Source organism: Streptomyces sp. DSM 120436, from assembly GCF_055778765.1.
On the sequence record NZ_JBSKBS010000002.1, the window covers coordinates 55,595 to 75,214 of the forward strand.

The window sequence follows — 19,620 nt, forward strand, 5'->3', positions numbered from 1 at the left end:
AGTGTGCCGTTCTTCTGGGGATCCATCACACTCCAGGATTCGAAGCGGCACGGCGTTCCGGGCGGTCGGGAAGACCGCCCGCGTGAGGGAACGGGCGGAAGACCGCGTTCCCGCTTGCCGCGCGCGTGATCCACTGACTCACACCCGTGTGCCGAGCGGCAAGGGGGTGAGCGGGAGGAACGGGGGCGTCGCCCAGCGCAGTCCTCACAGTGGCAGCGCGCGGGAGTTCGCGTACCTCCGTCACCGCTCCCGCGCGCTGGTCTCACGGACGGGCGGGCCGGGCACCATCCCCGTCACGCCGTCACTTCGAAGGAGGCCGCCTCATGTCCGTCATGAGATCATGGGTACGCTCGGCAGTCCTGACAACCGCCGCTACCGTACTTCTCACGGGCGCACTGGCCGCCGGGCCCGCCCGCGCGGAACCACTCGCGCTGTTGCAGTGCCAGGGAACCGAGTCCGTCGCCTACAGTCCGGGGATCACCTTCCAACCGCAGGACGTCGACGTCACCACCGACGGACGTCTCGGGCCGTGCGTCGACGGCGCGGGTGAGGTGACGAGCGGGGCGTACGGGGAACGGTTCACCCTCCACGCGGGCTGCAACGACCTCCTCGGCGGATTCCGGGGTCCTCGGACTTTCACGTGGAGCACCGGCGACACCAGCGTCATCGAAGCCGAGGGCAGCAGCACCGCGGTCGCCGGGCAGGTCGTCACCACGCTCACCGGGACCGTCGTCCAGGGCCGCTTCCACGGCCGCTCGGTGATCCAGGTCATCGTCCTTCCGCAGCCGGCACTGCCGCTGTGCCTGACCACCGGTGTCACGGGTGCGACCGGGGCGACGACGCTCACCATTGTCTGAGACTGCCCGCGGCCGGTCACCTGACGCGGCGGGCCCGGGCCGGACGGGGAAGGGCAGGCCGACTCCGCGGCTGACAGCGGGATCCGTGACCCCACGGTTCCGGACGCGGCGTTCGCCGTACACGTCAAGGACGCGAGCGGCCGCCGCCGGTGACACCCTCTGCCTGAGCCGTCCCCTCACCAGAACGTCCCCCCGACCCGACCAGGAGAGCCGGTTGCCGGACATCGACGACGTGCGAAGAATCCTCTCCGAACTGGGCATCGAACAGGAGCTCTTGCGCGAGGACGCGCTTTTGCGTGCCCATCTCGGGCTCGACTCCGTCGACATCACGCAATTGGAGATCGAGTTCTCCGAACGACTCGGCACCCGGGTCGACCTCTGGAGCGAACACGACTGCACCCTGCGACAGCTCGCCGACGCCTTGGGCGGGAACGGGCAGGCCCCTCAGGCGTCGGCGGACTACCGCAGCCGTGGCTGGTGACGCCCGGACCTGCTGGACGAACTGGTTCTGGACACCCGCGGGCATCGGGGCCGCCGTGAGGCACTCGTCCGCGACGGCCGGGTTCTCACCGGGGCCGAGCTGGACGTCGCGGTGTCGGGCTGCGCCGCCCGGTTGGCGTGCTGCGGAACCGCACCCAGGCGAGAACGTACTCGTACAACTCCCCAATCAGCCCCAGTTCGTCGTCCTCGTGCTCGTCCTGATTCGACTCGGCGCGCGCCCGGTCCTCGCTCCGCCGACGCTGCGCGAACACGAACTCGCCCCCGTGCTGTCTTCGGTACGGCCGGGAGCGATGGCCGTACCCGTTAGGCAAGCCCGTTTCGACCACCTCCGGTTCGCCGATCGGAGCGGCTGTCGCGCACGGCGACCGTCACGTCGTAACGGCGGCGCCGTTACGGACACGCCCCAGCTGGGGTGCCAACGCCTTCAGGACGTAGGTCAGCGGCTTGCCCAGCGGCGCCAGGCGCCCCGTCAGCGGTGCCACCACACCGACCGTCAGCTGCGCCAAGGAGGTACTCACTCTGTATTTCCCGTTCTCTCATCATTCGCCGGGAAGGGGACGGGGAACCGCGACGGTGGAAAACGCCACGGTTCCCCGACCCTGCCGGTGGTGTTCTGCCGGACTGCCTCGTCAGCGGCCGGACCGGTCCACGGTGACGCACGTGGTCCGGCTCATCACCGAAACCGTCTCGTTGCCGCAGTTGTTGCTGTGACCCGAGGCGTTGCGGGCGAACACCAAGTTGGACAGAACCCCGCCGCTGGGGTCCGCCTGGTCGCCGCCGCTGCCCTTACCGGTGTCCTCACTCACGCAGGTACGGTCCTTGAAAAGTGCCACCTTGCCCGTCCCGCAGAGATTGGCGTGGCCGGAGGAATTCCTGCCGGACAGGTTGGACAGCACTCCACCCGGTCCCGCGTCGCTGTCACCGGCATGCGCCGTAGCCATCCCTGCAGGCACCGCCCACATCATCCCCACCACCGAAGCGACCACCGCAATACGCCGCGCGCCGTTCATCCGCACCTGATTCCTTTCCATGGGCTATCCCGGCCGCGCCGACCGGTTCATCGGACGTAACGATGTTGCGGTTGATCGGTATGGGCGGAGTCACGGTGAATCATCAGCAGGGCAGTTGATCGGCTGCTCCGATTGAGTTTCACCGCCCCGGTTGCTGACAGCGGAGGTCCGCGACGCTACCAACGGGGCCGGGCGTCGTTGGCACCAAAGCGAGGACCTGGAACGACCGGTCAGAGGGTGTCGCCAGTCCGGTCGAGGCCCTGCTCTCCCGAGCTGCGACGACGTGGCGAGCAGCTCTCTGTGGCGGATCGGGGGTGTGCTTGTCAGCGGTTTCGGTCTTCTCGTCTTCCCCAGGGTGACGCTCCGCCGGGTCGGTCGTGTCGTGACGACCGGAGGGAGCGCGGAAGGCGGCAGGAGTGGGAGGGCCTGATCGAGGTCTGGACGCTGCCGGAGGAGGGCCAGGCGCGGCTGCGCAACGAGTCGAGGGCGACCCGGTGGGGGCTTACCCTGCTGCGGAAGTCCTTCGAGGTCGGGTGTGAGCGGTTGAGGTACAGGAGGTCCGGTGGGATCGATCTTGCTGGGTTTCCCCTGCTCCGCAGAGCGCCCGGACGGGCTGTGCCCAGGGCCGACGTTGTCCTCTTCGGGCTCGGCGGGGTCGGGCAGGCTGCGGTCGGCCATCACCCAGTGGTGATGGGTGGGCGGGTCGGGGTCTAGGACGAAGTCGGCGGGCGGTTTGGCCCCGGCCCAGTCATGAGCGCGCGGGCCCTTCGCCCCGTCACCGCAGGAGAGCCGCTGCCAGGCATCAGCTTCCTGAGTCCCTGGTGCACCTCGGAAGACCTCGCGTCACCCGTCGTCCCGGCAGCGGCCGGACGGTGATCGGGCGGCCGCTGCGCGCCGTGCGGCGCGCGGTGGTGAGGGGCGTCCGGGCCTGGGCTCCGGGCGTCCCTCACCACGGTCCAGGCGGGCCACGACGATCAGGTGGGGGAAGGTGAGGGCGGCCAGCAGGACCACTCCGCCGGCCGCTGTCCGGCCGTCCGTCAGGAAGGCACGGGGTAGGGCGGTGAGGGAGGCGAGGGCGGTCAGCGCGACGGCCGTGGGGGCGGCCGCTTGACGGCCGAACCTGCGCAGCACCGCTGCGGTGTGCCCGGCCCGCAGTGCCGGTGCGTTGGCGGGGTCGGCCAGGAGCAGCCGGGCGATGTGCCGTACCGAGTGCCAGGCGCCGAAGTAGGCGCCGAACGCCACCAGGGGTGGTACCAGGCCGAACAGCGCGGTGAGCAGCAACAGTTCGGCGGCCTGCCGGTGCCGTCCGTCGCGCAGTGCCGTTCCGCAGCAGACCGTCACGGCTGCTCCGGCCAGTACCGCAGTGGCCGTCCGCACCGGCGCGGCCAGCAGCCAGTCGGCGCCGGGGGCGAGCTGCCGCACCACTGGGCGCACTTGCTCGGGCCATAGCGCCAGGGGCAGTACGGCGGTGACCGTTCCGTGGGCGAGGGCGTGCACCGCCCGCGGAGCCGGATCCGTCGGACCGTCGCGCAGGGCGCAGAACCGGGCGTCGCCGTAGCCGAAGTGCAGTGCGGAGACTGCCAGGAAGACACAGAACACGCAGGCCGGCACGGTCAGGGCGACGGTGGGGACGGCCGCTGCCGCTGCGGCGTAGCCGAGCGGGACGACCGTCCGGTGCCTGGCCGCGGGCCGGGAGCCGCGCTGGAACCAGCCGGGCACCAGGTGGTCGACGGCGCCGTGCGGCAGGCCGACCACCAGACCGATCAGGAACACCGCGACCCCCCAGCGCCACCACACCTGCGGTGCCACCAGGCCAACGGCGAGCACGGCCGCCACCGCACCGGTGGAGATCCGGTCGGCCGGCACCAGGACGCGGGCCGCCGGGCCGGGAGCGGCCACCGGGTGTCACCGGGCCGTGCCGGTGCCATCGGGGCCGTGGTCCCCGCCGGTGCTGTCCCCGCCACCCTCGCGCACCGGCAGCGGGGCGGGGCGGGCGCTGTGCCCGGTCAGGGCTGCCGCCACCGGGGGCCAGGCATCGGCCCGTTTGACGTGCGAGATCCACACCTCCTCCGGGTGGGTCCCGGTGCCGCTGCGGATGTCGTCGGCGGTGCGCAGCTTGGCCACCTTGTGGATCAGCATGCCGAACCAGACCTTGGCGGCGACATCGGCCGCGCAAAAGCCGAGTTGGGTGACGAGAGCCCAGGCCACCAGGTGGGATTCGGGGCCGACGGACTGCTGGATCAGGTAGATCAGCGGGTAGGCGCCGAAGACGCTCAGCAGCAGGACGGTCGCCCGTTTCAGAACGGTGTACGCCTCCGGCGGCAGCTCGTCGCGGCCTGCCAGCACCGCGTAGCCCAGCACCGCGTACAGCACGAGGAAGAACACGGTGCTGATCGCGCCCCACACCACCAGCCACAGCACCCGGTTGCCGTTGTCGAGTACCTGGGCGCCGAGGAAACCGGCGAGGACCATCAGGAAGGATGCCATTACGGCCGTGCTGCGCAGCACGGACATCCGCCGTCCGGCGACGGCGCACACGGCGAGCAGTTCCACGGCGAGCAGCGGCACCGTGACCGACCAGTCCGCGTACCGCATCCCACCGTCGAACTCGGTGTCGGCCACCGGTACATACCGTTCCTCCCGGAGGGTGAAGGAGGTCTTCCAGCTGATGAAGAGTTCCACATAGGCGAGAAAGGCCAGCAGCTGGAGCAGGGCACTGGCGTCGCTCGCCGCCCGGTAGCGCGGGGCCGTTTCGCTCCGGGTGACGAAGGCGTGCAGGGAACCCGCCAGCAGTGCCAGAGCGGTTGCCATCAGGGCGTACTGCACCATGCGGTACTCGCCCGCCGTGTAGGTCAACGCGCCGGAGAACTCGCCCCGCACCGGGGGCGCCGCCGGCACGAAGGTGCCGCTTTTCCCCGCGGCGCCGAAAGCGGCACCCATCGTCCGTGCGAGCAGCATGACCGTCCCCTGGGCCGGAGCGGCCGGGTGGACGACGGAACCCGTCGTCCACCCGGTGCGTGTGCGCCGGCCCGGCCGGCGCACACGCTCGAGTACGCGATCACGTTAGGGAGACACTGAGCGGACGGCGACCGGAGCGGGTCCGCCGGAGCGACGTCCCGGCCGTCCGGGCCGGACGGAACCGCTGACCGCGGGGCCGCCCGAGACGGGGATCGGCCCCGACACGGCCGGGCTCCGTGCCCTGATCGACGGTGCCCCGGTAGTCGGCGCGGCGGGGTGCGCCGCCTTCAGCGCTCCAGGCGTGCTGAGCTACCAGGGCGAGTACACCGACCCGGCCACCGGCCAGGTCAACATGCACGCCCGCTGGTACGACCCGGCGACCGGCGGCTTCTCCTCCCGGGACTCCTGGACTCTCAACCCGGTGCCGTCCGTCAACGCCAACCGGTATGGATACGGCAACGGCGATCCGCTGGTGAACACGGATCCCAGCGGGCACGCGCCCTGCCTTTGGGGGGTGCATCCCCACGCGGTACATCGAGCAGGGCATCCGCCAGGCGGAGCACTACGCCAACACGGCGGGCAAGAAGGCCAAGTCCGGTGTCCGATGGCTTAAGAACCCCGGCAAGGCGACGCGCTTCCTCGGCAAGAGGGCCCTCGGGCCGATCGGCTGGGCCTGGGAGGCATACGACCTGTACCGGAGCCAATCGAGGAGTGCTTCCAGGCCGTGGCTGCGTAGGTCAGAACGAAGAGCACTTGTCGGTGGGAGCTGGGAACAGTCGGCTGCTGCTGGGCTGCCGACTGTTGATGAGAAGTAGTAGCGGTCCCGGCCACGGAAACGTGATGTCGTCAACGTGTTGACGTCCGTATCCTTCGGCGGGTGAGTCTGATCGAGGTGGGTCCCGGGCAGGTCGAGCTCGTCGTGCGGGGGCCGGGGGCGCTGGCGACCTCTGTCCGGTTGTTCGACTGGTCGCGTGCGGATGAGTACGAGACCGTCTTCGCGGTGGAGGCCGTTGCTGATGGTGTGCGTGCACGGCTCGATAACGTGACCGTCACCGTCTGGGATGACATGAGCGAGTTTTTCGACGGACTCGCGCGAGACTTCCGTGGTTGGGAGGGGGAGCGGGTCTGGACCAACAACCACCTGGTCGTGACGGCGACCTTCGGCTCGGGTGGGCATGTGTATTTGGACTGGACTCTTCGGTCCGGCTTCTTTCCCGGTGACTGGAAGTGCACGGTGACGACCGTGATCGAAGCCGGTGAAGGGATGACGGCTGTAGCTGCGGACCTGCGGGAATTCCTGGGCCAGGGGTAGGTCGCCCACGATCGCTCCGCGCAGTCACCGCGCGCCAGGTTCAGCCGACGGCTTGCTGCTCAGCGCGGGCGCGGGGGTGGCGAGACGGTAGGAGTCGGTGCCGGTCTCGATGATGTTGCCGCCGAAGGTGAGGCGGTCAACGATGGCCGCGCAGAGGCGGGGGTCGGTGAAGGTCTTGGTCCAGCCTCCGAAGGACTCGTTGGAGGCGATGGCGACGCTGTTCTTCTCCTCGCGTTCGGTCAGGACCTGGAAGAGGAGTTCGGCGCCGCGGCGGTCGAGTTCCATGTAGCCGAGTTCGTCGATGCAGAGGAGGCCGACGCGGCCGTAGCGGGCGATGGTCTTGGTCAGCTGCTTCTCGCCCGCGGCTTCGACCAGCTCGTTGACCAGCTTGGTCGCCAGGACGTACTTGACTCGGTAGCCGGCCATCGCGGCCTCGATGCCCAGTGCGATCAGCAGCTGCGACTTGCCCGTGCCGGAGTCGCCGATGAGACAGAGGGGCAGGCCCTTCTTGATCCATTCGCACTTGGCGAGGGTGTGGATCATGGCCGCGTCGATGTTGGGGTTGGCCTCGAAGCCGAACTTGCGCAGCGACTTGTCGCGGGGGAAGCCTGCCGCCTTGATGCGTCGCTCGGAGCGGCGGCGGGCCCGGTCGTCGCACTCCGCCAGGAGGAGCTCGGCGAGGAAGCCGAGGTAGGACATCTGCTCGCGGCTCGCGGTCTCGGCGAGGTCGGGGAACTGCGAACAGATGGTAGGCAGCCGGAGCATGCGGCATGCCTGGTCGACGGCGGTGGTGGCGGCCTGCTCGGTGAGTCCTCGCTGGCGGGGAAGGGACACGGCGTTCTCCTCTTTTCACGGGGTGGGGTGGTCGGGTCGGCGGAGCCGCAGGAGCTGGTCGCAGGGGCGACGGAGGGCAGAGGCCGCTTGTCGGGTGGCAGGTTGGCCCTGACGGTCGCGGGCAGCGGGGCGATGGCGGTCTGGCTGGTGGTGGAGGCCGGCTGCGGGGGTTCTTCGGGGCCGGTGTCGGCGTCGGCTGCCTTGCGGGCTTCGAGAGCCACGGCATCGGCGGTGAGCGCACCGGTCTTCAGGGCTGCGACGAGGCCGGTGACGAGGTGTTCGTGGGGCAGGTGGCGGCTGAGGAGGAGGACCTCGATCAGGGCCCGGGTGCCGTCGCGTTCACCGTGCGCTTTGACAGCGGCTTCCCACCAGGCGTCGTGCATGGGAGTGAACCGGCCGGCGGCCCGGGCCTGGTCGAGTGCGGTGGCGCCAGGCAGGGCACCAGGCTTGCGGATCAGCGCCTCCAGGTAGTGGTCGAGTTCGAGGCGGGATCCATTGCGGGCGATGAGCCGCTCGTGTCGGGCGACTTCCTCGCGGCCGTCGTAAACCACGAGCTCGGAGGCGTGGAGCATGACGCGGACGGTGCGGCCGATCAGCCGCACCGGCACCGAGTAGCGGTTCATCCGGACGCAGATCTGGCTGTAGCGGTCGACCCGCGGTGTGGACAGTCGGCCGGTCTCGAACTGCTCCTCCGGCAGTGGCGCGAGCAGCGGCTGCTCGGCCGCGAAGTACTCGCCGATCGTGCACGGGCGGGAGCGGATGCGGCGGGCGTCGTCCTCCTGGTCCCACCGGTCGATCATCGCGTTGAGCTCGGCGAGTGTGTCCACTTCAGGGACGGGGACGAGGTGGTTGCGGCGAAACCAGCCGATCTGGCCCTCGACGCCGCCCTTCTCGTGGGCGCCGCGGATGCCGGGCTGGCAGTAGAGGGCGTCGATGCCGTAGTGGGAGCGGAAGGCGGCCCAACGTTCGGCTTCCACCCGGCGACGGGAGAGGCCAAGCACCTGGGCGACTGCGGCTCTAAGTAGGTGTTGTCGTACCGAACCTGAGACCGGTGTTTTCGCTGGTCAGGCATAGGTTTGGTGCTCCCGTGGGAGGGGTGGCCTGTCGTGTCATCGTTCCTGGGAGGTCGTGGATGCCGTCGGTCGTGGGGTTGCTCGAGCAGCGCGAGCTGGGTGCTCGCCGTCGTGTGGACGAGCTGCGGGAGGAGGCCGACCGCGTCCAGGCCGAGCTGGCCGTGGCCGAGCGGGAATGGAAGGAGTGGGTCATCGCCCGCTCGCGGGTCGGCGAGGTGCTGGGTCCGGTGGACGAAACCGCAGATCACGCACGGACCGAACGGGTGATGCCGGCGCAAGGGCAGGCAGAGGAGGCATCGCCAGCGTCGACGGCAGCAAAGCCGAAGGCGCAGGTGCCGGTGTGGCGCGAGGGGCTGGACGCGACCGTGCTGTCGATGGACTACCAGCGCATCCTGCAGGCCCTCGCGGACCGGCATCGCCTCCGTCAAGGGCCGCTTACCTGCCAGGAAATGGCCGTCTTGTTCGGCCTGGACGCGGTGCCGTCGAAGGTGGAGGCGCTCAGGTCGAAGGCGAAACGCCTGGTCGCGCGGGGCTGGCTGGCCGAGCGTCAGCCGGGCCGGTTCACGCTTGCGCGGAACGTGAGCGGGTCAGACGGCGGGTCATGATCATGGTCATCGACCAGTAGACCATCGCCTCGGCGCTGGTCGTGCGGCGTTCGTAGTCGCGGACCAGGCGACGGCTTCGCATCAGATGGGCGAAGAGCCGCTCGACGATCCACCGCTTGGGCAGCACCACGAAACCGCGTATGTCGTCGCTGCGTTTGACGATCGCCAAGACCAGGGCGAACACGGCCAGGCAGTGCTCGACGAGGCTGCCGGTGTAGCCGCCGTCGGCCCAGACCAGCTCCAGCCGGTGGCGGGCGTCGGCCACCTGGGCGAGCAGCGCCTTCCCGGCGGCACGGTCTCCGATGTCCGCGCTCGTGACCATGACGCCCAGCAGCAGGCCGAGGGTGTCGACCATGACGTGCCGCTTGCGTCCGTTGATCAGCTTGCCGCCGTCGAAGCCACGGCTGTCGGCGCCGACGACGGCGTCCGCCTTGATGGACTGCGAGTCGATCACACCGGCCGTCGGCTCCACATCCCTGCCCGCCTTCTGGCGGACCCGGTCGCGCAGCCGGTCGTGGAACTCCCTGACCAGCACGTGGTCGCGCCAGCGGCGGAAGAACGCGTAGACCCGGTCCCACGGCGGGAAGTCGGCCGGCATCGCCCGCCACTTGACGCCGTTGTCCACGAGATAGCGGATCGCGTCCAGTATCGCCCGGTGGCAGTACGCCTCCGGCTGTCCGCCCCGGCCCCGCATCCAGCCCGGCACCGGCAGCAGCGGCCGGACCACAGCCCACTCCGCGTCCGCCATGTCCGAGGGATACCGCCGAACACGTTCCGGGTGATCGGCCGCATTCCCGAACCGGTGAGCGACACAATCACAGGACGGAGCAGCCGACTTGAACTCCACCGGCGTGAGCACGTACAACTGCGGCAACAGGGTCTCCTGGATCTCGGTTGGCTTCGCAACCCCGAGCTACCAAGAGGCCCTGCCTTCATGCCCACGGCCAGTCGCGATCACCCGATCGAGACTCCCGTTCGACGCCCACCCCTCAAGATCGGAACGACAACAGCTTCTAAGGTTGTCGTAGCGGACCTTCCCGGTCGGCACTCCGCCCAGCACGTTGAGAGCGTGGACGTGGCCCTCGAAGAACGCTTCCTGCCCGGCCGAGGCGAAGATGCGGTGCACGGCCTTTCCCGAGTACGACAGCCGGAACGCAAACAGGTAGCAGGTCGCCAGCTCGCCGGCCAGCCTCACTGTGACGTCGCCGAAGTCGACCTCGGCCTCCGCCCCGGGCCGGTGGGTCTGCGGGACGAACGCCTCCACCACCCCCTTGCCGGCCTGGAGACGGATCTCCTCACGGCGGGCGGCGACGTAGGCGCGGACCATCTGGTAGGAAACGTCGACAGCTTCGTGCTCGTCCAGCAGCCGGTCGTAGATCCGCTTGACCGTGTGGCGCTGCTTCCGCGGCGCGGTCAGGTCCGCCCTCAGGATGGCGTCGATCACCGGCTTGTAGGTGTCCAGGCGCGTTGCCCGTGGCCTCATCTTCTTGCGCGGCTCCGGCAGGGCCGAGGTCAGAGCCCTCTGCACGGTGTTGAAGCCGACGCCGTACTTCCACATGAGCGCGCGCGTCGACATGCCGGTCCTGGCATCACGGCGGATCGCCGCGTACAGATCGACCTTGGAGTTCGGCACCCGGGCCCCCTCGGCGTACAGAGCACAACCATGGTCCCGAGGCAAGCACCTGGGCGTTCTCGAAACTCAGCGACATCACTCTCCCGTGGAACCAGGCGTTCGCACCGCTGAGCAACAGACGTTCTCGAAACTCACTTACAAAGCCAAGGCCGCGAAGAACGAATGCGGCCTGGACCAGTACGAAGTTCGCCGCTATGTGGGCTGGTATCGGCACATCACTTTGGCCATGCTCGCGCACGCCTTCCTGGCCGCCACGGCACGCGAGTCCTGGGAAGAAGGGGCGCAACCGGTGGGGCGGCCGGGGGCCATCGAGCTCACAGTGGCGGAGGTTCGGCGACTCCTGGCAGCTTGTCGTGTCCGACCCCCGTACCTGAGCGGACACCGCGGACGACATCACGCGCTGAGCTGGTCGAACTGGCGCCGCCGACGCCAAGCAGTCGCCCGCCGCTGTCACTACCTGCGGCGTTGTCGCACGATCGAGGGGCGGTCTCCGTGAGACCTCCCCCGCACGACCGGAGTCCAGCTACACTCCAGCCGCCCGACGAAAGACCAGGTCAGACAGCAAAGTCCTGCTGGAGTACTAGTACTCCAGCAGCGGTTCGCTATCTGGCCTGGTCAGAGGCATTGTCGGGAGTGTAGTTGGCTGCTGGCACGTCAGGGGCTGTCTTGCCGGACCGCCCCTCCAACGAATGACATCGTCGTCGGTAGTGACAGTGCCGGGCCACGGCCTGACGCCTTCGCCGCCATCGCGACCAACTCAGCGCATGGATGCGAAGGGGCGGGCGGGGCCGGTGGGCGGGGTCAGTTGCCAGTAGCCGACGGACTTCTGCCACGGTGAGCGGGACCATGGTGGAACCGTTTCTGCGCCCCCCTTTGCCGCCGCCTGGGCCGCCGTGACCGCGAGAAAGGCATGCGCGAGCATGGCCAGGGTGATGTGCCTCATCCATCCGACGTAGCGGCGGACTTCGTACTGGTCCAGGCCGCACTCGTTCTTCGCAGCCTGGAAGCATTCCTCGATCGCCCACCGACGTCCGGCAACGCGCACGAGCTGGTCGACACCGGCTCCCACCGGCGCGTATGCGAGGTAGTAGGCGACCTGATCGGGTCTGCTGATGCTGCGCCGGGCCAGCGCCCAGCGGTGATGGGCGGGCCGCTCACTGTCGAAGTCCTCGATCACCGGGAGCTGGACGGCTGCCCAGTCATAGACGCGCGGGCCCTTGGCACCGTCGCCGCACGAACGTTGCTCCCATGCCTCACCCGGTGCCTGGCTGAAGAGATAGTCGATCCGGCCGAAGCGGGGCACCGGCTGGGACTTCGGGACGGCGAGCACATAGCCGACGGCGGTTTCTTCCAGTACCCGCCGAAAGCGCCACTCCTGGCCGTAGGCGGCATCCGCGGTCACCCAGGCGATCGGCAGCGGCGAGGCGAGTGCGCGCAGCACCATGGCCCTGGCCAGTTCTGGTTTGGTGGCGAAGACCCTCTCATCAGGAATCTTGGCGGCGCGGCAGCGTTCGCGGTCGTCCGTCCAGGACTTGGGCAGATACAGTTCGCGGTCCACCAGGGCGCGTCCGTGGGTGGTGGCGTAGGCGGCGAAGACACCGATCTGGCAGTTCTCGGTGCGGCCGGCGGTGCCGGAGTACTGGCGCTGGACACCTGCGGAGGTGGTGCCTTTCTTGACGAAGCCAGTGTCGTCGAGGATGAGGACTCCGTCGGCTTCGCCGAGTCGTTCAGCGACGTATGCCTGCAGGTCGTCGCGGATGTCGTCGGCGTTCCAGGTAGCTCCGTTCAGCAGCCGTTGCAGGCCGTCGGGGGTGCGGTGGCCTGCGTGTTCGGCCAGCTGCCAGCCGTTCTTGCGGCCGACCGGGCCGAGCAGGGCACGGACGTAGTCACGCATACGGCGTCGCAGGTCGGCACGGCCGAAACGGTGGCCGATGCGCAGGAAGAGGTCGTCGAGTTCACGGTCCCAGGTCGCGTCGGCAAGGTCATCGATCACGCGGGAAGACTGCCCTCGTCACAGCGCAGACAGTTTTCGATGTCATTCGTTGGAGGGGCGGTCCGGCAAGACAGCCCCTGACGTGCCAGCAGCCAACTACACTCCCGACAATGCCTCTGACCAGGCCAGATAGCGAACCGCTGCTGGAGTACTAGGAGCAGCGCGGGGCACGCCTCCGGACACGGATCGCCCCCAAGACGAGCCCACGCACACCGCTGTTTCCCGAGCAGGGCGGGTCGGCCCCGAGCCGATCGTCACATCCCTGTGGTCGGGCACCCCACAAGATCACCGCGTCTTTGATTCAGCCCTGCTGGTCCCGATGTCATGCATTTCCGGGCTACGGAGGGCGCTCCAGTCCGCAGGGAGTCCGCAGGACGCTCGTAGAAGCCCGTCGGAGGCCAACGCAACCAAACCCGGGCCGCATCGCGATCAGCCCGGCCACCGACAGGCGTCCCGAGCGTCGCCCGCTGACCGTCACGACCGGGGTGCGGCCGCGTCGGCCCCAAGTGCGCCCCCGGGGCGGCCGGCGGGTGAAGCCTGCCTCGTCCTCGAAACAGATGTATCCCCCGCAGGCCGCCCGGGCTCTTTTACCTCCGCCCAAGTTGCCTCCTTCCAAACGGTGACGGCCTGCTCGTCGCGCTCGGCGACCCGCCGTGCGGGGACCTGCGGACTGAAGCCGAGCCGGTGCATCAGCCTCGTGGCACCCGAGAGGCTGTACGAGACGTGGAACTTCCGGCCGGTCAGCGTGGCCACCCGCGCCGCCGTCCACACCTGGTCCTCCACTCAGCCGTGCGCGGCCGGACCCTGCTCGAGATGCCCGGCGAGCTTCTCCAAGCAGCACGGCGACAGACGGCAACGCGACCCGCTCGGGCCACGGGAGGCCAGAGCCTGAACACCGTCGTCCCGCCACAACTGATGCCACTGGTAGGCCGATCTCAGGCTCACTCGCAAGCGCCGTGCCACCTCCGGCGGCTTGATCTTCTGCTCGAACAGCTCGGCCGCCTGCATCCGCACCGACTCCCGGCGCCGACGCCCCTCAGCGGTCAGCCCGCTCCCATCCGCATACCTCACACACCACGGGACACAGCCACCGCTCCAGTCCCACCGGGGCCTTCGTCAAGATTCACCCTGACGAGCTGAAGTCAGTAAGGCGCCCTGCGCCCTCCTCCACCGCCGGGCAGGGCCAGACCAGACCAACCGTGGTCCTTCCCGTCGACTGCGCCTCCGCCGTGAAGCGGACCTCGTCGACTCCGCCGCCCGCCGGGGCCCGCTGGATCGGCTCCACCGCCCGCTCCCGGTCCTCCTCTGCGAAACGGGCCGTCGGCGTCCGTTCAGCGCGCTCGTACAGGCTCCATCCGTTCCGCGCTATGCAGCCGGCGGTGCGGGCGGCACGGCTGTGCGAAACACCGGCCAGGAGGCGCACCACTGCCTCCCATGCCGCGAAGTGACTGATCGGCGGCAACGGCAACAGATCATCACTCATGGGTGGACCGTAGGCGACGCCACTGACATCGGGGCGTGGGGTCGGGACCGGTCGTGGGCCGCTCCCGCCGGAGGCCCCGCTTCGTCCGGCGCGGGCTGGGCGGACACCGTACGGCGCCGGCCGCGGTGGTCGCCGGGCTCGCCCGGCGCCCCGGCCGCACAGGCCGCTCACACGACGCAGACGACGACAATGGCCTCCGCCGCTCCCTCGCTCCCGCCCCGTCCGCGGTGAGCAGTGCGCTGTGCCCGTGGTGCGGCTGCTCGGTTCGGCGTGCGGAGTGCGTCCGGCAGGGGACGTCGCGGGTGTTCACCCGAGACCAGAGGGGGCCCGGTGTCTGGAGAGGCCGGGCGCCGAACGGCGTCGTGAAAGCACTTTCGACCGACGGTGTCGAACCGGCCACCGGCCCTGGGCGCCGCAAGGGGCAATCCGCCCATACGGGGTCGGCCTCAGGGAAGCCGCCGCGAGCATTCCCGCCGTAACGCGCGCGGGACGGCGCGGCCTTCTCCCCGTCCCGGCGTCGACGACGGACGGGGACGCCGCGTGGACCCGGCCTCCCCCGTCACATCACACGACATACCGGAATGCTCTACTTGATCTTCGTGAACCGGCCATGTTTCCCGGCGACCCGACGCGGCCGCACCGCCTGCCCGGGGCCGGCGGCGACCTGAGCAGCCGCGCCGCCGTGCGGAGCCGGCGGCACCGGAGAGTTCGGTGCGCCGCGATGAATGGCGCGTTGTCCACCGGCCGCCGCACCGCCGGGACCTTGCTGGAATCCGGGACGACCGGCGGGCCGCCATCCAATGGACCGTCATATTTCCGTTGTCACCCTGCGGACGGGATCCCGCAAGAGCCCCTTCCTTGCCAACCGGCTTGCGTACCCGGGGGCTCTCGCCGGAGCGTCCGAAAGCGGCGCTTGTTGACAGGGGCATATCACGGCGAAGGTTCAACCACCGATGCGGCACCTCCAGGACGCCCGCACTGTCCGCGGGACTGCCGCAGACATGAACCAAGGACCCGGACATCCACCAGGCCCACACCCCCTCACCGGAGGACAAGTGAAGGTCAAGACGTTCCTGTCATCGGGCGCCTCTCGAAGAGCCCGTGCCGCCACCGTCGTCGCCGCCCTGGCGACCGTGTCCGCACTCGTGACCCCCACCGCCATGGCATCAGCGTCCGCGGACGCGAAGCCCACCGCGGCCCAGCTCGCCCGGGTCGGCGACGCGGTGCTCACCGCCGATGTCGGCGGCACGGCCTGGTACACCGACAAGGCGTCGGGCAAGGTCGTCGTCACCGCCGACAGCACGGTCTCGGCGGCGGAGATCAACAAGATCAGGAAGGCGGCCGGCGTGCAGTCCGGGGCGCTGCAGATCAATCGCACCCCGGGCAAGTTCAGCCGTCTGATCGCTGGCGGGGAGGCCATCACCTCCTCCGGCGCCCGCTGCTCCCTCGGCTTCAACGTCCGCAACTCCGCGGGCACGAACTTCGCGCTCACCGCCGGACACTGCACCAGCGGCCGGTCCAGCTGGAGCATCGGCACCGCGGTGCCGGGCCAGACCGTCTTCCCGACCTACGACCACGGGGTCATCCAACACTCCAACCCCGCCGCATCCGACGGCCGCGTGTACCTGTACAACGGCACGTACCGCGACATCGTCAACGCCGGCAGCCCGACCATCGGGATGCGCATCGAGCGCTCCGGCAGCACCACGGGTTACCGCACCGGCAGCGTCACCGGCCTGAACGCCACTGTCAACTACGGCAACGGCCAGCTGGTCTACAACACGATCCAGACCAACGCCTGTGCCCAGCCCGGTGACAGCGGCGGCCCGCTCTTCGCCGGCAACACCGCCTACGGCCTGCTCTCCGGCGGCAGCGGCAACTGCACCACCGGCGGCACCACGTTCTACGAGCCGGTCACCCGGCCGCTGAGCCTGTACGGCCTCAGCGTCTTCTAGCCCCGCAGCAGTACCGCGTCACAGGCAGGCCCCGGAGGCCGCCGGCCGTCGCCGGCGGCCTCCGGTCCGTGCGGGAGGCATTGTCACGTAGTTGGGTGTGTGACTGCCTGACGGCGCGTCGGGGCAGGCAAACGGTACGGTCCCCGGCACCGTCCACGAGCGTCATCGCCGCTGGTGGGCGGACGGCGCCCGGAGGGCCGTCCTTGAGGAGTTGCAGATCGAGGCGGACACCGGCAATCCGGACGGCGCGCTCGCCCGCCAGGTGTCCCGGCAGGGATGGGCCGTGAACATCTGCTCGACATCCTGCCGGGCTCATCAGCACGCGGCCGGGGCCACCCGCTGCACTGGCCGGCCTCGCCCGGTCAGCGGGGTGACAGCCCGATGTTCGCTCCGGTGCTGGACGGCTTACGGATCCGGTGCCGCAGCGCGGGCCGCCCGCGTAGTCGGCCGGACCGGGTGCGCGGCGACAAGGCGTACCCCAGCAGCGGAAACCGCGCCTGCCTGGGACAGCGCGGCATCAAGCCCCCCCATCGCCCAGCCCGAGGACCAGCGGGCCCGTCGCAAGCGCCGGGGACGGGCTGGTGGCCGGTCCCCCGCCTTCGACAAGGCGCAGTACCGTCGCCGTGACGCGGAAGACCGCGCCGACGAGCCCCAGGCGCTGCGCGAGCTGGACACGCTGGAGCAGGCCGAACCCCGCGAGGGCGACGAAGCCGTCCGGGACGAGCTCACCCGCCGCGCCGGCTCGTACGTCCAGGCCGACGTCGACGCCTGGCTCGCCCGCGCCCTGGCCGCGCACCGCGGGCACTACGCCCACCCGGCAGCCCGTGAGGCCGCCGCCGGCCTCCTGCCGCAGTCCGTCCTCGCACACGCCGTACTGCTGTCCGCGCTCGCCCGCCTGGTCCCGGCCGCCGCGCCCGGCGAACTGGCAGTCGTGGCCCGGCTCGCCGCCGCCGAATCCGAGGCCACCGCCGGCCTCGCCGCGCTCCTCACCCGCGCCACCGAGCCGGCCGACCCCGCAGGGAGCCCGGCGTGCCCCACGACCAGGAGCCGGAGGTCGTCGCCCTCTGGCACACCGTCAGCGCCGTCGGGGCACTTCGAGGAGCTGCTCGCCGACGGCACCGTCCATGCGTGGACCGAGCCGCCGCTCGGCGAGGCCTACCACCCCGGCGAGGACGACCCCGACCACAACCCCATCTGCGACTGCCCCGCCGTCCCACGCGCGTTCTGCGTGAGCTGCGCGGCCTGCGCCGCCTGTCGGCCGTGCACGTGTCCGCCCTGGGAGCACCTCACCTTCGGCAACCCGCCGGACCCGCTGTCACGCTGGCGGAGCGTGAGCGTGACACCGGTGTCACGCCCCTCGAAAAGGGTCACGCCGCCCTGCATATGGGCGCGCTTGTCCGTTCTCATGCCAGGCGGAAGGATGCCACCACCGGTGGCATCGTCATCGACACCCGCACCCGCCTCGGCCACACCGCGCCGAGTGGGTCGACGGACCAGGACCGCATCCGGCGTCTGACCGTCGCCCTGCCCCTGCAGTACGCGGCCCGCCTCTTCGACGCTCAGGAGGCCGGCGCCAGCGACGCCCGGCTCCAGGAGATCGCGGCAGAAGCGCTCAAGGAGGTGTACTTCCAGGACGGCGGCCGCCGCGTCGGCTCCCTGGAGGAGGTCCGGTTCACGGACATCGAGCACCTCGAGTTCGGCCTATGGCAGGCGTGCCCCTGAAGCAGCCCACGAGCCCCTGTGACCGAGCCCTTCGGTTGGCGGGTGAGTACTTCAGCTGGCTGGCTGGACCTTCGGCATCGATGGCGACTGCGAGTCGGTCGGCGTACTCGGTCAAGGCTGCACCGAGAAGGATGAAGCACCGCGAGGCGCCAGAGTTCGCCACGAGCCGGATCGCGACCGGCGATCGGCTTTCACGGGGATCGGAACCCTCCGTGCGTGACATTGTGACGCACATCACATAAGAAGCAGAACCTGTGCGCATCGTCGGGCGTCTGGCTGGTGTGAGATCACGCGTGAGAACACTGGACGAGCTGGACGAGGAGCACCTCGTCCGGCTGGTGGCCAGAGGTGACCGCGGGGCGTTCGACGAATTGTACCGGCGCACGTCTCCGTGGCTGGCTGTGCGTTTGCGCCGCCGCTGCGCGGATGAGCAGATCGTCGCCGAGGTCATGCAGGAGACCTATCTGGCGGTGTGGCGCGCGGCCGGTGCGTTCGCCGGGAGTGCGGTCGGCGGGACGGCCGTCGGATGGTTGTGGACGATCGCGGCGCGCCGCCTCGTCGACGCGTTCCGGCGCCGTGCCCACCATGCCGAGCCGCCCGTTGCCGCCGCCGAGCGGGCGGTGGCGCCCGCGGCGGAGGACGAGGCACTGGCCGGAACCGTCGGCGGGGACGTCGGTGACGCCCTTCGGCAGCTGGCGCCGGAACTTCGAGAGGTCCTGCAGGCCATGGTGCTGGACGGGTTCTCCGTGCGGGAGACCGCCGTCCTGCTCAGACTGCCCGAAGGCACGGTCAAGACCCGCGCCCGCCGGGCCCGGATAGCAATGCGGGAGGCGCTGAGATGAGCGGGGAACACGTGTCGATGCGGCTGCTCGACGACTACGCACGTGGTGATACGGCGGAGATGGCCGTGGACGTGGTATGGGCGGTGGAGGCCCATCTGGAGACGTGCGCGATGTGCCGGAGTCGTCTGGCGGTCTCCGTGGCCGCCGAGGTGCCCGGCATCGCCACGCTCCTCGAGACCGTCCGGGCCGGTCTGGAACCGCAGTTGGACGCAGCCGTCAGAACACCCTCGCGGCGACGCCGCCCGAGGTGGCTGTCGGCCTGGCTGACGCCGGCCATGGCCCCGTGGCTGGCCATGACCAGCGCCGTTGCCCTGATGGCGCTGCTGCTGGACTCGCTCGCCCCGCCTGCGTTCTTCGGCGACATCTCTCCCGTGGCGGCGATCGCGCCCGTGCTGCCGCTGTGTGGTGTCGCCGCATCGTGGTCGCGCGGCCTGGACCCGGCGCACGAAATGACGGCCTCGACCGCCCGAGCCGGCCTGCCCCTGCTCCTCAGGCGCACCACGGCGGTTCTCGTGGTGGTCCTGCCCGGGCTCCTGGTGGGGGGCTGGCTGACCGGAACCATGACGGCCGCGCAGTGGCTGCTGCCCTCCCTGGCCTTCACCTCCACCGCCCTGGCGCTGGGCAGCGTGGTCGGTGTGACTCGCGCCGCCACCGGGCTGACGGTCGCGTGGGGCGTCGTCGTCGTTGCACCCACGTGGATCACCGGCCACGTCCCCCTTGCCCTGCGAGGTGTTTTCCAGCCCGACCAACTGCCCGTGTGGGGGCTGCTCCTCGTGCTCGGCACCGGCGCCGTGATCACCCGCAGAAACGCGTACTCAACGCTGTGAAACCCCCGTCGACCT

16 protein-coding genes and 7 pseudogenes are annotated in these 19,620 nt (G+C 70.1%); 10 read left to right on the top strand and 13 right to left on the bottom strand.

Translation table 11 applies throughout. From position 1 onward, the window contains the following. The first annotated feature begins 434 nt into the window (after positions 1 to 434). Both ACWH4W_RS21970 and ACWH4W_RS21975 read left to right on the top strand, forming a co-directional pair. A complete protein-coding gene (locus ACWH4W_RS21970) occupies positions 435 to 857 on the top strand; it encodes a hypothetical protein (RefSeq protein WP_473077593.1) in 423 nt (140 codons plus the stop codon). A gap of 214 nt (positions 858 to 1,071) precedes the next feature. Further along, positions 1,072 to 1,338: an acyl carrier protein gene (locus ACWH4W_RS21975; protein WP_473077594.1), complete on the top strand. Its 267-nt coding sequence runs from the start codon at positions 1,072 to 1,074 to the stop codon at positions 1,336 to 1,338. 388 nt (positions 1,339 to 1,726) lie between these two features. Here ACWH4W_RS21975 and ACWH4W_RS21980 read toward each other — a convergent pair whose 3' ends face one another. The 5 genes and pseudogenes from ACWH4W_RS21980 to ACWH4W_RS22000 form a co-directional block, all read right to left on the bottom strand. Further along, the gene (locus ACWH4W_RS21980) at positions 1,727 to 1,864 is read right to left on the bottom strand and encodes a hypothetical protein (RefSeq protein ID WP_473077595.1); all 138 of its coding nucleotides are present in this window, start codon (positions 1,862 to 1,864) and stop codon (positions 1,727 to 1,729) included. Between the two features lie 123 nt (positions 1,865 to 1,987). Next, positions 1,988 to 2,389: a hypothetical protein gene (locus ACWH4W_RS21985; RefSeq protein ID WP_473077596.1), complete on the bottom strand. Its 402-nt coding sequence runs from the start codon at positions 2,387 to 2,389 to the stop codon at positions 1,988 to 1,990. Between the two features lie 624 nt (positions 2,390 to 3,013). Next, positions 3,014 to 3,172 (bottom strand): annotated as a pseudogene (locus ACWH4W_RS21990) (IS701 family transposase); the annotation flags it as partial. A gap of 39 nt (positions 3,173 to 3,211) precedes the next feature. After that, entirely contained in the window at positions 3,212 to 4,267 is a 1,056-nt protein-coding gene (locus tag ACWH4W_RS21995) for a Brp/Blh family beta-carotene 15,15'-dioxygenase (protein WP_473077597.1), read from the bottom strand. Between the two features lie 6 nt (positions 4,268 to 4,273). Continuing rightward, positions 4,274 to 5,326 (bottom strand): bacteriorhodopsin, encoded by a 1,053-nt coding sequence (locus ACWH4W_RS22000; protein ID WP_473077598.1) that lies wholly within the window; start codon positions 5,324 to 5,326, stop codon positions 4,274 to 4,276. A gap of 301 nt (positions 5,327 to 5,627) precedes the next feature. On the opposite strand from ACWH4W_RS22000, the gene ACWH4W_RS22005 reads away from it, so the two are divergent. Continuing rightward, the gene (locus ACWH4W_RS22005; RefSeq protein ID WP_473077599.1) at positions 5,628 to 5,939 is read left to right on the top strand and encodes an RHS repeat-associated core domain-containing protein; all 312 of its coding nucleotides are present in this window, start codon (positions 5,628 to 5,630) and stop codon (positions 5,937 to 5,939) included. A 264-nt stretch (positions 5,940 to 6,203) separates the two neighbouring features. Continuing rightward, positions 6,204 to 6,638: a DUF6228 family protein gene (locus tag ACWH4W_RS22010; RefSeq protein WP_473077600.1), complete on the top strand. Its 435-nt coding sequence runs from the start codon at positions 6,204 to 6,206 to the stop codon at positions 6,636 to 6,638. 40 nt (positions 6,639 to 6,678) lie between these two features. Here ACWH4W_RS22010 and istB read toward each other — a convergent pair. Together istB and ACWH4W_RS22020 are read right to left on the bottom strand one after the other, a co-directional pair. Then, a pseudogene (istB, locus tag ACWH4W_RS22015) lies at positions 6,679 to 7,472 on the bottom strand (IS21-like element helper ATPase IstB). A 548-nt stretch (positions 7,473 to 8,020) separates the two neighbouring features. Continuing rightward, positions 8,021 to 8,272 (bottom strand): annotated as a pseudogene (locus tag ACWH4W_RS22020) (Mu transposase domain-containing protein); the annotation flags it as partial. A gap of 332 nt (positions 8,273 to 8,604) precedes the next feature. Between ACWH4W_RS22020 and ACWH4W_RS22025 the strand changes: the two are divergent. Beyond that, entirely contained in the window at positions 8,605 to 9,150 is a 546-nt protein-coding gene (locus tag ACWH4W_RS22025) for a hypothetical protein (RefSeq protein ID WP_473074983.1), read from the top strand. Here the strand turns inward: ACWH4W_RS22025 and ACWH4W_RS22030 are convergent. Next, positions 9,107 to 9,898 (bottom strand): IS5 family transposase, encoded by a 792-nt coding sequence (locus tag ACWH4W_RS22030; RefSeq protein WP_473074984.1) that lies wholly within the window; start codon positions 9,896 to 9,898, stop codon positions 9,107 to 9,109. The two genes, ACWH4W_RS22025 and ACWH4W_RS22030, sit on opposite strands and share 44 nt — an antisense overlap. 599 nt (positions 9,899 to 10,497) lie before the next feature. Continuing rightward, positions 10,498 to 10,726, bottom strand: a pseudogene (locus ACWH4W_RS22035) (IS21 family transposase); the annotation flags it as partial. Between the two features lie 208 nt (positions 10,727 to 10,934). Here ACWH4W_RS22035 and ACWH4W_RS22040 point away from each other — a divergent pair. Then, positions 10,935 to 11,157: pseudogene (locus tag ACWH4W_RS22040) on the top strand (IS701 family transposase); the annotation flags it as partial. Between the two features lie 383 nt (positions 11,158 to 11,540). Here ACWH4W_RS22040 and ACWH4W_RS22045 read toward each other — a convergent pair. The 3 genes and pseudogenes from ACWH4W_RS22045 to ACWH4W_RS22055 form a co-directional block, all read right to left on the bottom strand. Beyond that, complete coding sequence (locus tag ACWH4W_RS22045; protein ID WP_473077601.1) at positions 11,541 to 12,776, bottom strand: IS701 family transposase; 1,236 nt, start codon at positions 12,774 to 12,776, stop codon at positions 11,541 to 11,543. Between the two features lie 412 nt (positions 12,777 to 13,188). After that, positions 13,189 to 13,847 (bottom strand): annotated as a pseudogene (locus tag ACWH4W_RS22050) (helix-turn-helix domain-containing protein); the annotation flags it as partial. A 52-nt stretch (positions 13,848 to 13,899) separates the two neighbouring features. Then, complete coding sequence (locus ACWH4W_RS22055; protein ID WP_473077602.1) at positions 13,900 to 14,259, bottom strand: hypothetical protein; 360 nt, start codon at positions 14,257 to 14,259, stop codon at positions 13,900 to 13,902. 1,055 nt (positions 14,260 to 15,314) lie between these two features. On the opposite strand from ACWH4W_RS22055, the gene ACWH4W_RS22060 reads away from it, so the two are divergent. After that, entirely contained in the window at positions 15,315 to 16,214 is a 900-nt protein-coding gene (locus ACWH4W_RS22060; protein WP_473077603.1) for a S1 family peptidase, read from the top strand. 517 nt (positions 16,215 to 16,731) lie between these two features. Here the strand turns inward: ACWH4W_RS22060 and ACWH4W_RS22065 are convergent. Continuing rightward, the gene (locus tag ACWH4W_RS22065; protein WP_473077604.1) at positions 16,732 to 17,082 is read right to left on the bottom strand and encodes a hypothetical protein; all 351 of its coding nucleotides are present in this window, start codon (positions 17,080 to 17,082) and stop codon (positions 16,732 to 16,734) included. Between the two features lie 530 nt (positions 17,083 to 17,612). Between ACWH4W_RS22065 and tpg the strand changes: the two are divergent. The 3 genes and pseudogenes from tpg to ACWH4W_RS22080 all read left to right on the top strand — a co-directional run. Further along, positions 17,613 to 17,936: pseudogene (gene tpg, locus ACWH4W_RS22070) on the top strand (telomere-protecting terminal protein Tpg); the annotation flags it as partial. Between the two features lie 293 nt (positions 17,937 to 18,229). Next, positions 18,230 to 18,778 (top strand): RNA polymerase sigma factor, encoded by a 549-nt coding sequence (locus tag ACWH4W_RS22075; RefSeq protein WP_473077605.1) that lies wholly within the window; start codon positions 18,230 to 18,232, stop codon positions 18,776 to 18,778. Beyond that, the gene (locus tag ACWH4W_RS22080; protein ID WP_473077606.1) at positions 18,775 to 19,605 is read left to right on the top strand and encodes a zf-HC2 domain-containing protein; all 831 of its coding nucleotides are present in this window, start codon (positions 18,775 to 18,777) and stop codon (positions 19,603 to 19,605) included. The genes ACWH4W_RS22075 and ACWH4W_RS22080 overlap by 4 nt, the downstream gene beginning before the upstream one ends. The last annotated feature ends 15 nt before the right edge of the window (positions 19,606 to 19,620 follow it).